The 14,691-nt window shown below is 71.5% G+C and carries 9 protein-coding genes and 1 pseudogene; 3 read left to right on the top strand and 7 right to left on the bottom strand.

What is annotated here, in order from left to right; all coding sequences use genetic code 11:
- Positions 1-176: 176 nt before the first annotated feature.
- The 4 genes and pseudogenes from BFF78_RS40505 to BFF78_RS40490 form a co-directional block, all read right to left on the bottom strand.
- On the bottom strand, positions 177-2,924 hold the full coding sequence (locus tag BFF78_RS40505) for an alkaline phosphatase family protein (protein ID WP_069783021.1): 2,748 nt from the start codon (positions 2,922-2,924) through the stop codon (positions 177-179).
- A 4-nt stretch (positions 2,925-2,928) separates the two neighbouring features.
- Complete coding sequence (locus tag BFF78_RS40500; protein ID WP_069783020.1) at positions 2,929-4,293, bottom strand: ABC-2 family transporter permease; 1,365 nt, start codon at positions 4,291-4,293, stop codon at positions 2,929-2,931.
- A 680-nt stretch (positions 4,294-4,973) separates the two neighbouring features.
- Positions 4,974-5,900 (bottom strand): annotated as a pseudogene (locus BFF78_RS40495) (ABC transporter ATP-binding protein); the annotation flags it as partial.
- A gap of 185 nt (positions 5,901-6,085) precedes the next feature.
- Positions 6,086-7,063: an asparaginase gene (locus BFF78_RS40490; protein ID WP_069783019.1), complete on the bottom strand. Its 978-nt coding sequence runs from the start codon at positions 7,061-7,063 to the stop codon at positions 6,086-6,088.
- Between the two features lie 301 nt (positions 7,064-7,364).
- Here BFF78_RS40490 and BFF78_RS40485 point away from each other — a divergent pair, with 301 nt between their 5' ends.
- A complete protein-coding gene (locus tag BFF78_RS40485; protein WP_069783018.1) occupies positions 7,365-7,844 on the top strand; it encodes an HIT family protein in 480 nt (159 codons plus the stop codon).
- 201 nt (positions 7,845-8,045) lie between these two features.
- On the opposite strand, the gene BFF78_RS40480 is transcribed toward BFF78_RS40485, so the two are convergent.
- On the bottom strand, positions 8,046-9,317 hold the full coding sequence (locus tag BFF78_RS40480; protein WP_069783017.1) for a hypothetical protein: 1,272 nt from the start codon (positions 9,315-9,317) through the stop codon (positions 8,046-8,048).
- A 303-nt stretch (positions 9,318-9,620) separates the two neighbouring features.
- Here BFF78_RS40480 and BFF78_RS40475 point away from each other — a divergent pair, with 303 nt between their 5' ends.
- A complete protein-coding gene (locus BFF78_RS40475) occupies positions 9,621-10,529 on the top strand; it encodes a TolB family protein (protein ID WP_069783016.1) in 909 nt (302 codons plus the stop codon).
- Between the two features lie 48 nt (positions 10,530-10,577).
- On the opposite strand, the gene BFF78_RS40470 is transcribed toward BFF78_RS40475, so the two are convergent.
- Positions 10,578-10,985, bottom strand: coding sequence for a hypothetical protein (locus tag BFF78_RS40470; protein ID WP_227026059.1), 408 nt, complete (start codon positions 10,983-10,985; stop codon positions 10,578-10,580).
- Between the two features lie 320 nt (positions 10,986-11,305).
- Between BFF78_RS40470 and BFF78_RS40465 the strand changes: the two genes are divergently transcribed.
- On the top strand, positions 11,306-12,361 hold the full coding sequence (locus BFF78_RS40465; RefSeq protein ID WP_227026058.1) for an alpha/beta hydrolase: 1,056 nt from the start codon (positions 11,306-11,308) through the stop codon (positions 12,359-12,361).
- 138 nt (positions 12,362-12,499) lie between these two features.
- Here the strand turns inward: BFF78_RS40465 and BFF78_RS40460 are convergent, their stop codons facing one another.
- A complete protein-coding gene (locus BFF78_RS40460; RefSeq protein ID WP_079161679.1) occupies positions 12,500-14,668 on the bottom strand; it encodes an FUSC family protein in 2,169 nt (722 codons plus the stop codon).
- Positions 14,669-14,691: the final 23 nt, after the last annotated feature.

Below are 14,691 nucleotides of genomic sequence, written 5' to 3'. Positions count from 1 at the left end.
TTTCCTCCTTCACCGGTGGGGCGGAGAGCTTCACCGGTGGTGCGGTGAGGCACGGCCCGCGAAGCCACCCACTTGTCAGGCTATGCCCGAAACACATCTCCGCACCTCACGAAGACGGCGCGGACCCCTGGCAGGCGGTGAGGCCGGCCAGGGGTCCGCGACGGGTTCAGGCTGGGTCAGCCGTCGTTCTCCGACGACGGGATGTAGGCACCCGGTACGTCGTTCGGTGCGTAGAACTTCTTCTCACCGGGGTACGGCGTCGTCCAGTTGTGCGTCTGGTACCACGTGTAGTGGTTCATCTGGGCCGGGTTGGCGAAGTCGGCCCTGGCGTGGGAGCCCGTCAGGCGCTGCCGGGACTTCCAGGCGTCCCACTCGGCGGCGAGCTGCCGCATGTCCGCCGGGACCTTCGTCGCCGGCACGGCCGCCGCCTTGGGGTCCTGGGCCGCCGGGGTGTCCACGCCGCAGGGGGGCGGGGTCTTCAGGCCGTCGGTCAGCGAGGTCCGGTTGGGCTGCGCGGTGAACGGCGTGTAGTCCGGGTGCCGGGTGAACGCCCCGGTCATCGGGCTGGCCGCGCTGTCCTTCTGGTTCATCGGGTGGATCCCGAGGATCTGCTCGATGGTGCGGATCATCGTGATCTGCGAGTAGTAGTGGTTGTCGACGGTGCCGTGCTGGGCGTAGGGGCTGATGATCTGGATCGGGGCCCGGTGGCCGTCGACGTGGTCGAGGCCGGCCTGGGAGTCGTCCTCGACGACGAAGATCGCCGAGTCCTTCCAGTACTTGCTGTGGGAGATCTCGTCGACCATCTTGCCGACGGCGAGGTCGTTGTCCGCCACCTCGGCCGCCGGGCTCGCCGGACCACCGGTGTGGTCGTTGGAGAGCCAGAACATGTTCAGGTTGGCCGGACCGTTCTTCTCGAAGTCCTGCTTCCAGATCTGGTACTTGTAGACGTCCGGGACGTCGAGGTCGAACAGCGGGAAGCCGGGCACCGACACGGAGTTGAGCGACGGGATCGCCGAGCCCGTCTGTATGGGGTAGGCGGTGGGCCGGCCGGTCGCGTCCATGTTCTTGGCGTCGCAGTACAGGTTCTGCCAGGTCGCGCCGGCCGGCTTGCTCTCGATCGACTGGAACTCGCCGAAGTCCCGCACGGTCTTCCCGGCCGCCTGCGCGCCGGTCCAGATGAAGCCGGACTTCTGGTGGCCGAGCGCGTCGTTCTCGGTGTCGTAGCTGCGCTGGTACTCACCGGCCGAGGACTCGGTGTACTCCGGGTCGTCGGCCTGCATCAGCCAGTTGTGGCCCTCGGCGGAGTTCGTGCCGATGTCGTACGTGTTGTCGTACAGGCCGAACTGCTTGGCCAGGGCGTGCTGGTTCGGCGTCACGTTCGCGCCGAACTGCGTCACCGACGGGTCGCCGTTGCCCTCCGGCACGTCGCCGAAGACCTGGTCGTAGGTCCGGTTCTCCTTGACGATCAGGAAGACGTGCTTGATCGTCGAGGGGTCGCCGAGCCGGGTCGGGACCGGCACCGGCCAGGCATAGCTCTTGCCCTTGGCCAGCTTGACCGAGCCGGGGGTCCAGCCGTTCTGCCGGAAGACCTTGGCCGTCTCGGCCCTGATGACGCTGTCGTCCGGCAGAGTGAACCGCTGCACGCTCGACGTCGTGTCATGGGTGCCGTGCCCGGCGGGATTGTTCGGGCGGCGGGCGTCGATACCGCGGGTGTTGGAGACCAGCACCTGGTCGCCGACGGTAGTGATCTCCGCGGGGAAGTAGTCCGTCGGGAGCAGACCGACGTAACTCACCGGTTCCTGCGGGCTCCTGTACCGGTAGACGGCGACCGCGTTGGCGCGGCCGAGGGTCACCAGCAGACGGCCGTCGTCGGTGAGGGTCACCGCGTTGGGCTCGTAGCCCACCGACGCCTCCGGCCACGGCCGGGTGTCTATCGTCTGCACGACCTTGTTCTTGCCCGTGTCGATGACCGACACGTTGTTGCTGGCCGTGTTGGTGACGAACAGGGCCCTGCCCTTGGCGTACAGGGCGGTCGGGTGCAGACCGACGTCGATGCTCGAGGGGGCCGCGGCCGGGTTCGCCAGGTCGATGACGCTGACCGTACCGGTGGTGGTGGCACCCGTCTTCGGGTCGGCCGGCACCTGGGTGCCGTAGGAGTTCATGGTGGTGTCGCCGGACTGGGCCGGACGGCCGCCCTCGTTGCCGACGTAGAGCTTGGTGCCGACCACGACCATGTCGCGCGGCGCGTTGCCCACGTTCCAGCTCTGCTTGATGGCGCCGGTCGCCGCGTCGATGGCGACCACCCGGTTCTGGCCGTTGACCGCCGAGTACACGGTGGAGCCGTCGGCGGAGAACACCGCCTGGCCGACCAGCGCGTGCTTGGTTCCGTCCGCCGGGATGTTCACGGCCGTCGGGTTGGCGACCGTGCCGTCCGGGTTGACCGTGAACCTGGTGTAGCCGTCGGTCTGGCCCAGCCACAGCTGCTTGCCGTCGGGCGAGTAGGTGGGGCCTTCCTGGCCCACGGAGTTGCTGCTCAGGCGCGGGGTCGACGACGCGGCGGTGCCGACGACCTGCTGCACCTTCCAGTTCTTCACGTCGACGATGGCCAGGGCGCTGCCACCGTCGGTGACCGCGGCCGCGAGGTGGGTGCCGTCCGGGCTGGGCGAGGACGACATGATCTTGCCGTTGTTGATGACGAGGCGCTCGCCGTACGGGGCGATGTACTGGTCGCTGGAGACGACCTGGCCTCGATCGGTCACCTGACCGACCTGATCGGTGCCGAACTGGTGGGTCTGGGCGTAGCCGACACCGGCGGTGACGGCGAGGACCACCGCGGTGGCGGCCACCGTCAGGGTGCTCCGGCGCCCGATACGTCTACCGAGAAACTCCCGCTCGACAGGCCGGCGGTAGCGTGTTACCTGCATGGGGTCATCCCTTCGAGGTGCTGAGAAGTGTGACGTTGCCGTCGAACTGCCAAAGGGGATTCGGGGCGTCCCCGGTCGGAGTGCGCACCAGGAAGTAGCCGTTCACTTCCTTCGGCCCGTCGCCATCGGCGACGAACCGCCCGTCAGAGGTGACGTCGAGCTGGTAGATGGCTGTCCCCGTGGCCTCGACGTCGGGCAGATGCCAGGAGACGACGCAGCGCCAGTCGTTGCCGGGACCCTCGGCGGCGACCCTGACGCTGCCCTTGTTGCACGTCGCCGTGGCCTTCAGCTGCGCCTCGGTGACGTCAGGACGGTTGAGCTGCTTGGTCTGCATGCGGTAGAGGTGGGCGAACTCCGTGGCGAGAGAGCGCTGCACCTTGTCCTGCGCGATACCGGAACCCGTGGCCCCGGTCGTCGAGGCGACGACGGCGACGGTCACGCCGACCAGTGCGGCGAGCGGAATCAGGCCGGCGGTGACCGCGCGGCGGCCCGAGGCGTCGTCGGTCAGGTTGGTGAAGTCGCGCCGCAGGAAGAGGAGATAGGCCAGCGCGGTCGCGGTCACGGCCCACACCAGGCTGACCGCGATGCCGATCAGGAGCGGACCGAGCTGGGCCGGGCTGGTGAACAGACCGTTCCAGGCGATGAACGCCCAGCTGGGCAGGGAGACGCGTACGGCGACCGGAAGCGGCAGCATCTGGGCGAGCTGCATCGCGAGCGCGACAACCGTCGGGAGCAGCAGTCCCATCGGGGACCGCCCCAGCGCCACGGAACCCAGCAGGCCGATCCCGGCCAGGGCCAGGGTCGGGGCGAGCACGCAGGCCCAGGCGAGCAGGACCTTGGCGGCGGCGTCCCCCGGGGAGAGCGGGTGGCCGTCGAGACCGACGAGCGGATGGTTGCCGACCGCCAGGAGGCCGCCGACCGTGCTCGATGCGGCCAGCCCGACCACGAGGAGCAGAATCACCGTCAGACTCGCCAGTGCCTTCGCCGCGAAGATCCGACGCGGCGAGCGGACGGCCACGAGCAGATGGCGCCACGTGCCGAGCCGGTCCTCGGACGCGAACACGTCGCCGGCGACCACGGAGGTCAGCAGCGGGAGCGCCCAGGTGCCCGAGAATCCGAGTATCACCAGGGGTCCGGCCCAGCCCGTGGCGAGCATCCAGCGGCCGAAGAGGGTATCGGCGGGCAGCGTGCTCTGCTGACTCACTCCGGCGACGAAGAGCGCGGGCGCGCTCCAGCAGGCGAGGACCAGCAGGCGGATCCGCCATTGCGAGACGAGCTTGACCACCTCGAAGCGATAGCCCCGGGCGACCGAGACACGCACCGCGCCTGTAGTGGGGGCAGGGGCGACGACGGGAGCGGTTGCGGTCATCGACCGGCCTCCTGCTGCTGAGCGTCGGTGTGCTGCGGGAGAGCACGGGATCGCTGCCGCTCCGCTCCGGACTCCTGCTGCACGGGACCGGATTGCTGCGGCTCGGCACCGAACTCCTGTTGTGTGGGGCCGGGTTGCTGCCGGTTGACACCGAACTCCTGTGGCGTGGGACTGGGTTGCTGCCGATTGGCATCGAACTCCTGCTGTACGGAGCTGGGTTGCTGCTGCCGCTCGGCGTCCGATTCCTGCCGCCCAGCACCGGACTCCTGCCGCACGGGGCCGGGTTGCTGCCGCTCGGCGCCCGATTCCTGACGCTCGACGCCGGGCTCCTGGCGCACGGCGTGCGATCCCTGCCGACCGGCACCGGACTCCTGGCGCCCGGCACCCGATTCCTGCCCTCCGGCGCCGGTTCCCTGCCGGTCTGTGCCGGACTCCAGCCGCACGCCACCCGATCTCAGTCGCCCAGCACCGGACTCCTGCTGCACGGGGCCGGGTTGCTGCCGCTCTGCGCCCGATTCCTGACGCTCGACGCCGGGCTCCTGGCGCACGGCGTGCGATCCCTGCCGACCGGCACCGGACTCCTGGCCCCCGGCGCCCGATGCCTGCCGCCCGGCACCGGATTCCTCAGCGCCGGGATCCTGGCGCTCGGCGCCGGTTCCCTCCCCGTCCGTGCCCGGTGCCTGGTGCTCAGTGAGGGCGAGGAACGCGGCCTCCAGCGGAGAGACGACGGGGGCGAGTTCGCGCAGGGCGATGCCCGAGTGGACGAGGCGTGCCACCAGTTCGTCCACGGCCGGCACCAGGGCGCGTACGACGAGCATCTCGATGCCGGGGCGTGCTGCCGCGTCCTCCACGACGTGGATCCCGGGCGTGTCGGCGGCCAGCCGGCGGGCGGTCTGCGGGTCGGAGGTGAGCAACCGGTAGTCGAGTTCACGGTTCTCGGCGGCCAGCTTGCTCAGCGGACCGGAGAAGACAACCCGTCCGGTGGCGAGGATGGTGACCTCGGAACACAGCGCCTCGAGGTCGTCCATGCGGTGGCTCGACAGCACGACACCGGTGCCCTCCCCCGCGAGCCGGTTCAGGACACCGTGTACGTGCTTCTTGCCGGCCGGGTCGAGGCCGTTGGACGGCTCGTCGAGCACGAGCAGCCGGGGCTTGGTGAGCAGGGCGGCGGCGAGGCCGAGCCGTTGGCGCATGCCCAGGGAGAAACCACGGGCCCGGTCGTCGGCGACATCGGTCAGCCCGACCTCGTCCAGCACGTCGTCGATCCCCGCCGTACGCGCGTCCTGGCCCCGCAGGGCGGCCAGCGCGGCGAGGTTCTGCCGGGCGGTGAGCGAGGGGTAGAGCCCCGGCCCGTCCACGAACCCGGCGACACCATCGGGAGCGGCGAACTTCCGCCCCACCGGCGTACCGAGGATCTCCAGGCGGCCGCCGTCGGCCACGGCCAGGCCGAGCAGGAGTCCGAGTAGCGTCGTCTTGCCGGCACCGTTCGGTCCGACCAGGCCGTGGATCTGTCCCTGCGCCACATCCAGATCGATGCCGTCGAGCGCGACGACATCACCGAAGCACTTGGTGATACCGCGAGCCCGGATCGCGAGGAGTGAGTCCATGAGCCCCTTCTTTCGAAAGCCTCAAGGACCCTAGGGACGACACACCGCACTCACAGCAATCGCCAGCTGAACGCTCATGGAACGGAAGACAACAGGAGCCCGCCGCCCCCAAAGCCGCAGGTCCCCGCCTGTGTCCCTGCCATCTACGGGACCTGACTATACGTCAGCGAAATGGCGACAAGTCGTCAGAACACCGCCCGTACCTCCCCCACCTCCTCTCCCCCGCCGAGCACCGCGGTGCGCCCGATCCGGTCCACGACCGGCGCCGTCACGCCGATCAGGCGCAGCGCGCGGGCCAGGACGGGGCCGAGGGCCCGGACCCCGCCGTCCTCGACCTTGAGGGCCAGGGCGCGGCCGTCGGGCAGCGCGACGGCCTGGACGGCTTCCGCGCCCACCTTCGACAGCACGCCCGGTATGTCCCGCATGAGCCAGGTATCGTGTCGTCGGGTACCGGCGACGTACTCGGGGTGGGCGCGCATGGCGTCGGCGACCCGCCGTTCGGGTGTGCCGGGCGCGGCGAGGACGAAGGAGCGGAAGGCGCGGGCGAGCCCGGTCAGGCTGATCGCCATCAGCGGTGCCCCGCAGCCGTCCACGCCGACGGCGGCCACCGGTTCACCGGCCGCCTCCTCGACGACCGTGCGGATGACCCGCTGGAGCGGATGGTCCGGGTCGAGGTAGGACTCCAGCGGCCAGCCCCGCAGCGCGGCGGCGGCCAGCATCGCCGTGTGCTTGCCGGAGCAGTTCATGGCCACGCGGTCGCGCCGGCCGCCCGCCGCCAGGTAGGCCTCCTGCTCCTCCTGGTCCAGCGGGAGGGCGGGCGGGCAGCGCAGATGCTCCGGGGTCAGTCCGTGCTCGTCGAGCAGCGCCCGCACCAGGTCGCGGTGGAACGGCTCGCCGGAGTGGCTCGCGGCGGCCAGAGCCAGCCGCTCGCCCGTGAGGTCCAGGCCGGCCCGCAGCACACCCGCCGCCTGCATCGGCTTGTTTGAGGAGCGCGGGAAGACGGGGCACGTCACATCACCGATCGCCGACTCCACCGAGCCGTCCGCGGCGAGCAGCACCAGGCTGCCCCGGTGCCGCCCTTCGACGAATCCGGAACGCACGACCTCGGCGAGCACCGGGGTGCTGGAACTGCCGGCGGTGGTGGGTATGGCGGGCTGGTGCATCGGCGGGTCACCTTCCGGATGGGAATCGGGATCGACCCGCCCGACCGGCCCCGGGGTCGCCGGACCGGCCGGTCGGATGAGCAGGTCGCTCCACCTGGACGCCCGTCACCGTACTCATGACCGAGCCCTGCGCCGCAGGCAGGCACCACTGTCCGGCCAATTTCACGTACATGTCGCCGACTCCGCGGCGGCAGCGCGTAGTTCGGATCACATTCCCGTATGGGACGACCGCGCACGGCAACAGCCGTACGACGCCAAGGACGGCCTCTGCACGGTCTGGCGCAAGCCATAGGGTGGCGCCATGAGCGACGACTGGCGGACGGACCGGATCGGAGCTGCTCTGCGGGGTGAGAACCCGACGGTGCTACGGCGGCTCGAAGCGGGGTTCGCGGTAATCGGCGACGTGCAGTTCTTGCCGGGGTACTCGGTCCTCCTCGTGGACGAACCGGGAGTTCAGCGGCTGTCCGAGCTGCCGAGGGCCAAGCGGCTGGCGTTCCTGTCCGACATGGACCTGCTCGGAGAGGCGGTGGAGCGGGCCTGTCGCCGCATGGACCCCGCGTTCCGGCGGGTCAACCTGGAGATCCTCGGTAACACGGACCCGTTCCTGCACGCCCACGTCTGGCCTCGGTTCGAGTGGGAGTCTGCCGAGATGGCGGGAAAGCCCGTATGGCTGTATCCGCCGGACCGGTGGAGCGGCGAGCGGTTCCGGCTCGGTCCGCGGCACGACGTGGTGCGGGATGCGATCGGCAGCGAGCTGGACCGGCTGGGTTCGGCGCCCTGACGAGCGTGCGCGCCGATGCCGGGCAGATGTGCTCGGCATCGGCGCGCAGGGTGACCGCCGCGGCTCAGTTCAGGGTGAGGGTCGCGGAGTCGTTGTGGCCGTTCGGGTCGAAGGCGGGCCGGTGGGAGTGCGCCGGGTCGGGGCCCCAGACGAGTTGGACGCCGCCCTTGGCGTGGGTGGTCACTTCGTCGACCCGGAGGGTCAGACTGAAGTTGGTGACCTGCCCTTGGGCAGAACGATGCCGGACGGGGCGCAGACGTAGGGGCCATGGGCCTCTGCCGTGGGATTGTGATCCTGCCAGGGACCGCAGTTGGCCGAATGACCGACGGCGGTGGTACCGGGCGGGAGCGTCACCCACACGGTGGGAACCCCCTCACCGCCGCTGCGGTCGTACAGGGTGGCCGGGCCGCCCGCGGACAGGTGGAAGGCGAACGTCGCGTTCTTGCCCACGCCCGCCTGCGCACTCGCGCCGGAGACTCCGAAGTCGGCCGTGTTGCGGGCCTGGAGGGAGGTGATCCGGTAGTCGGTGGTGGTGCCCGTCTGCGGCAGGGAGACCGAGCCCGCCGGTGCCGAGGACGTTCGGCCCGCCTTGATCACCTTCAGGTTGAGCGTGGCCCCCGTGCCCCAGGTCCACTTGAGGCCCTGGCCGTCGGGCCAGCCCGGCTGGCCGAGCGGCCCGGTCATCGTGTCCAGGTACGTGTACAGCGCGGCGGAGTTCACGCGCAGACGCACGGGTGCGGCCAGGGCAGCCGTCTCACCGATGGTGATCGCGCCCTTGGGGTAGCACTCCGCGAAGTGGATCGTGCCGTTGTACGCGTACTTGCAGTTGGCGTAGTGGTCGGCGAAGTCGAGGCCGGGTGAGGCGGCCAGGACCGTCTGGACACCCTTGGCGGGACGGTTGCCCACGTTGGTGAACCGGACCGGTTCGCCCACGGTGCTGCCGACCTTCAGGCCGGTGTGGTCGGTGAGCGCGTCGAGGCCGAAGGAGGGGCCTCCCACCTCGGCCTGTCCGGTGCCGCCCACGATCTGCGCGTGCGCGGAGTGACCGGTAACCTTGTACGTTCCCGAGGCACCGAGCGCGGCACCCTTGAGCGGGGTCAGCGTCAGCCGGGTTACGGCGCCCATGTGGGTGGTGGGAGAGGAGGCGGACTCGAACATCTCCGAGCACGTGGCCACCAGGCCCTTGACCGTGCAGTTGTCGGAGAACGTCACCTTGGCGATCTTCGACAGGCCCCGGGCGTCCACGGTCAGGGTCGCGTCGTACGCCTTGAGGTTCTTGGCCTTGGTCTGGAAGTCGAACGACACGTCCGCCGTGGCGGGCGCGGCCGCCAGGGCCACCGGTGCCGGAGTGTCGAGGGTGATCACCGGCTGGGTGGTGACGGCGCCGGCCGGGGCGGTCCCCAGCAGCGCGGCGGCCAGCCCCGCAGCGGACATGAAGACGGCGGCCGGACCGGTGAGGGATCTTCGTCTCATCAACGTCCTTTGGTCGGAAGGAACTTCATGCGGACTACTGAACGATCAGACGGACCCTAGCCCCTGGGTCCGCGGCGCCGGCCACCGGGTGGCGGGTTGCCTGTGCGCCGCGGTGCTCCTCGGCCGTGTTACGCCCCTGTGACACCGAACGGACGATTCGAAGATCAAGGCCTGACAGGCTCGGCACAGAACAGAGCGGCAGGCGGTCGCGTGGCCTTCAGCGACCAGGACGACGGCGGAGCGGCTCTGGCACAGATGCACCTGACGACCTGACCTGTCGACGTTCCTGGGGGACTACCAGTCATGACCACCCGTACCCGCACCATGGCGGCCGCCATCGCCGTGGCCGCAGCCGTCACCGGCTCGGCGCTCCTGGGCGCCTCCTCCGCCGCCTCCGCCGCCACCAGCGCCTCGCACGGGACCCTGACCGTCAGCAACGGCACCAAGTACGTGCTGATCAACGGGCACCAGGTGAACTTCGGGGTGAACGTCCGGGACCTCGCCTGGTCCCCGAACGGCGCCCAGGCCGCCTTCATCGACGGCTCCGGCAACCTGGACATCGCCAACCCCGACGGCAGCGGGCGTGTCGTCGTCGCCAAGAACCCCGGTAACCAGAACTGGTCCCACCCGACCTGGCAGGTGACCGCGAAGGACACCCAGAACGGCATCCCCGCCAAGGACAACCTCATCTTCGCGGCACGCGCGGGCGGTGAGTCCCGGCTGAAGTACATCTCCGCCAAGGCCGTCCACGGCACGCCCAAGACGCTGTCCCTGTACGGCGAGCCCGGTCCGGGCGGGGCGCTGCCGCAGACCGGCAACGTCTGGCCGAACGCGGCCGGCCACTACGGCACCTCGGTCTACGCCAACGACCACACCGGTGACGTCTACATCCGCGACGACTACCTGCGCCAGCAGGGCGGCAAGCTCACCCAGGGCTCCCAGCCGGCGCTGTCCCCGAACGAGGAGGAGGTCGTCTTCGTGCGCTCGGTCGCCGGTCACGACCACGTGCTCGTCGAGGACTTCACGCACGGCAACCACATCAAGGACCTCACCCCGCACGCCACCACCGACTACACCGAACCGGCCTGGTCCCCCGACGGCAAGACCCTCGCGGTGCGCACCCCGTCCGGCACGGTGACCCTGCCGGCCGACGGCACGGGCCACCCGGCCAAGGTCACCTCGACGGTCGGCCTGGCGGCGTACCGCCCCTGACGTCGTACGACGGGACGGGCCGGGCGCGTCCGGGGCGCGAAGTGCGGGTCACTTCGCGGTCCGGGCGAGCTCGGCCCGCAGTTCGTCCAGGTGCGCGTCGGCCGTGTCGTGCGGCAGGAACTCGACGACGTCGAGGAACCGGAAGAGCACCCGGCTGGCGGTGACGGCGTACTCGTACTCGGCGAAGCCCACCACCGCGCCCATGGCGCCCCGGACGGTGCCGCGGACCACATGGGTGGTCATGTCGTCTTCCGGTTCGGTCGCCGACATGCCACGGCGGGCGTTGGGCCGGGCCAGATACGGGCACACCATCGAGGCGTACAGCATGCACGCGCGGTGCCCGGGTCCCTCGAGCGTCGGGGCGAGGTTGCGATAGGGCCGCCCGGCGGCCAGCGCCTCCCCGATCGCCGCGCTCTCCGCGGCCCCCACCACGCGCCACACCGGGCCCTGCGGCATGCCCTGGTTGCACACCGAGCACAGCCGCTCGCGCGCGCACGCGGCGCTGCGTTCGTAGTCGGTCAGCGCGAACTGGGGCTCTTCCCCTCCCAGGGGGTGATCGCCGGCACCGGATACCCACGAGCGTCACGGGGCCGTGCCTCGACCTCCGCCGGCATGGGAACACTCTCGAATCGCACAAGCCATGACTACCAGCAGCAACGGCTTGCGGCCAAGGTCGGCAGAGCCGGCAGGGCACTGTACGGGGCACGGGTCGCTCGGCTGATCCGTGGCACTCCCGCCTCAACTGCCCGTGGCCGGCAGGTGATTGACTGGGCCGCATGGACCTCGCGGATGACATGCCGCCGGACACCGGCCGTGCTTCGACGGCTTGGGGTGTCCCCCCGTTCGACCCGGAACTGGCCGTGGCGCTGGCAGGCTGGGGGGACGCGGCGAGGGAGCCGGTCACCCCGGAGAATCTTGCGGCCAGGCAGGAGCGGGATGCCGCCGGCCGGCCCAGACCGTCCGTCCGGGATCTGCGGGCCGACGGCCGCTTCGAGGTCGAGGAGCTACGGGTGCCGGGGCCGCCGGGCGGCCCGGACGTGACGCTGGTGAGCGCGCGGCCCGCCGGGATCACCGGGCCGCTGCCGCTGCTGTACTACATGCACGGCGGCGGAATGATCACGGGCAATGCGTGGTCCGTCCTCCCGCGGCTCCTTCGCGAATGGGCCGCCCCCCTGGGGCTGGCCGTCGTCTCCGTCGAGTACCGGCTGGCGCCCGAGGCCCAGTACCCCGCGGCGGTGGAGGACTGTTACGCCGGTCTCGTCCGGGCGGTTGCGCACGCGGCCGAGCTGGGGATCGACGCCGGGCGCGTCGTCGTCGGGGGCAAGAGCGCCGGCGGCGGACTCGCGGCGGCACTCGCCCTGCTCACCCGTGACCGGGGCGGGCCCTGCCCGATCGGGCAACTGCTGCTGTGCCCGATGCTCGACGACCGCAACGACACGTTCTCCAGTCACCAGATGGCCGGCATCGACACCTGGGACCGGACCTCCAGCGCAACCGCGTGGCAGGCGCTGCTGGGCGACCGGTACGGCGCCGCGGACCTGCCTGCCTACGCGGCTCCCGCCCGCGCCACCGACCTGTCCCGGCTTCCCCCGGCCTACATCGAGGTCGGGTCGGCCGAGACCTTGCGGGACGAGGCCGTGGCCTACGCCCAGGCGATCTGGCAGGCCGGTGGCCAAGCCGAACTGCACGTGTGGCCGGGCGCGTTCCACGGTTTCGACACGTTCGCGCCACGGGCGGCCCTCAGCCGGGACGCCCGCGACGCCCGCACCCACTGGCTCCGGCGCGTCCTCGCACAGACGCCGCGTCTTCACGCCGACGCGATGACTCCGTAGGTGACCGGGCCGTAGACGAGGTGCGGGATCGCGTCGGCGGTCCGGTCGGCGGGCGGCCAGGTGCGAGGGCCGCTGATGTCCAGGAAGACTGGATGTCACGGTGTTCGACGCGGTGGTGCCGGCAGCCCGGCTGCGTGGTCACGGCGCTCGCGGGCCCTGTCCGGGGCCGGGGCCGCCGCGTGCCATGCGTGTCAGGTCGGCCATCAGCGAGCCCAGCCACGACACGGTCGCGTAGTACAGGCGTGGCGCGCCGGACGGTTCGGTGACCGCCTGCTCGAGGACCGGGCCGATCAGCGGAATAGGGCCGGTCGGGGTGTCGGATCCGGGATCCAGCGCCGCCGAGACCAGCAGCATCCGTCCGGCCACCCGTTCCCCCAGCACGCTGACCGACTCCGCCGCCGCGGGGCCGAGTCGGATGAGCGGGGGCGTCAACAGCCGCTCGGAGCCCCACAGTGTGTGGTGACCGGCCATCAGCGTGGCCTGCCAGTCCACGGTGCGCGGGGCGGGCCGGCGCGCCGGGCCGCCGAAGGGTGTGGGCTCGCACTGGAACTGCGCGTACGCGGACTCGGCGAGGACGACCGCGCGTTGCAGGGACCGGTGGCCGGGCACTCCTGACGGTGCGCTCACCGCGCCGCCGCCCGCCACCGAGGCGCCGGTCGCCACCACGATCTCGGCCGCCCTGCGCAGGAGTTCCGCCATCGCCTGGCGCAACTCGTCATGGGCTCCGCGCGGCCAGGCCAGCACGCCGAAGACCGCGCCGATCGCGCTGCCGACCAGCACGTCCAGCACCCTGACCTCCGCGAGCCGCCAGGTCGGCGGGGCCAGCTGGGCGAAGACCAGTGCGACGAGCACGGTGAACAGGCCCTGCGCCCAGCCGACGCCCTTGACCGGCCCCACGGTGAAGGCGAACAGCATCCACACCGGCAGCACGACGGCGTAGACGGCGGTGTCGGTCCCGGCCAGGCTCAGTGCCCCGGCGGTGACGAGGGCTCCGGCCAGGGTGCCGGCGAGCGCCAGACGGATGGTGTGCCAGGTCTCGTCCATGGTGGTCCGGGTGAGGGTGAGCGTCGCCAGCGTGGCCCAGAATCCCTGGGGCAGCGTGTCCACCCCCGCCACGAGCCGGGCGGCGGTCAGGGCGAGGGCGATGCGCACCGCGTTCTGGAAGAACACCGACCGGCGCCCGGCATGACCGCGCAACCGGTGCCACCACAGGACCGGAGCCCAGGTCCCGGCGTACCAGAAGCGCCCTTTCCCGCTGTCCACCGTGGCGTGCCTGCCGTGTACGGCGAGATCGGCCGCGGTGGCCACGGCGAGCGCGGCGTCGGCGATCTCCAGTACGGCGGCGTGCCGGCGCAGTACGGCGGGCGGGAGGTCCGGCGCGCCGGTCGGGACCGGGCCCGCGGACACGGCGGACAGGTGTGCGCGCGCCTTCACCAGGTTCTCGTGCGGCACCACCGGCGACGGACCGGCCCGCAAGCAGGCCGCGGTCGCCGTGGCCAGCTCTGCCACGGTCTGCAGTACGGCGGTCACCTCGAGGCCTGGCCGCCCGTCCGGCGGCGCGGGCAGTTGCGCCAGGCGGCTGAGCAGCGTGCGCGTGGCGAGGCCGGTGTGGGCGAGGGCGCGGTCGCGCATCCCCGGCCCGGCCGGGCGTTCGGCCTCCGGCACGGTCAGGGACCTCAGGGACCCGCTGCTCTCCCATGCCGCCCGGATCTCGTCGTCGGTCAGCGCATACGGCGGTGTGGTGAGAAGGGTCGCGCAGTGTGCGGCGGCGTCCGCGGCGTGGGCGGCCCGGCTCCGGTACGACGGCGGGCCGGGCTCGGGGAAGATCAGCGCCTCGGCGGCGATGAAGAAGGCCAGCCCGGTGGTCGTGCCGATCAGACGTTCTCCGAGCGTGCTGGGGGCGTAGGGCGGGAACGACGGGAGAATGTAGAGGAGTTGCAGGCCCGGGGCCGCCCCGGCCGGGCGCGGGCCGCCCACGGCGGCGAAGGCCAGCGCGAAACCGACCGCGAGCATGCCGACGACGGCGCTCCAGGTCCGCACCGACAGAAAGGTGCCGACGACGACCAGCAGCCAGCACACGGGCAGCAGGCGCAGCGCCGTCGCGGCCCGCTGCCGGCCCGTGCCCGGGATCTTGGCGAGTCCGCCCAGTGCCACGGCGGCGAACAGGGCGTAGGTGGCCGCCACGGGACGGTCGAGGCCGTAGCGGAAGAGGTAGAAACCGGCCGCGGCGACCAGCGTCACGCGTGCCGCCCGGCGGCCCGAGACGGCGTAGTCCGCCGGAATCCGGCGGGCTGGGACACCATCCACCCCTTCAGCATCGCCCACCGTCG

Source organism: Streptomyces fodineus, from assembly GCF_001735805.1.
GTDB classification, from domain to species: domain Bacteria; phylum Actinomycetota; class Actinomycetes; order Streptomycetales; family Streptomycetaceae; genus Streptomyces; species Streptomyces fodineus.
The sequence above is the reverse complement of the archived record's forward strand: the minus strand, read 5'-3'. Positions and strand labels throughout refer to the sequence as shown.

Coding starts and splice junctions, on each gene's coding strand:
- BFF78_RS40505 (WP_069783021.1), bottom strand. CDS start 2,924: ATGCAGGTAACACGCTACCGCCGGCCTGTCGAGCGGGAGTTTCTCGGT.
- BFF78_RS40500 (WP_069783020.1), bottom strand. CDS start 4,293: ATGACCGCAACCGCTCCCGTCGTCGCCCCTGCCCCCACTACAGGCGCG.
- BFF78_RS40490 (WP_069783019.1), bottom strand. CDS start 7,063: ATGCACCAGCCCGCCATACCCACCACCGCCGGCAGTTCCAGCACCCCG.
- BFF78_RS40485 (WP_069783018.1), top strand. CDS start 7,365: ATGAGCGACGACTGGCGGACGGACCGGATCGGAGCTGCTCTGCGGGGT.
- BFF78_RS40480 (WP_069783017.1), bottom strand. CDS start 9,317: ATGAGACGAAGATCCCTCACCGGTCCGGCCGCCGTCTTCATGTCCGCT.
- BFF78_RS40475 (WP_069783016.1), top strand. CDS start 9,621: ATGACCACCCGTACCCGCACCATGGCGGCCGCCATCGCCGTGGCCGCA.
- BFF78_RS40470 (WP_227026059.1), bottom strand. CDS start 10,985: ATGCCGCAGGGCCCGGTGTGGCGCGTGGTGGGGGCCGCGGAGAGCGCG.
- BFF78_RS40465 (WP_227026058.1), top strand. CDS start 11,306: ATGGACCTCGCGGATGACATGCCGCCGGACACCGGCCGTGCTTCGACG.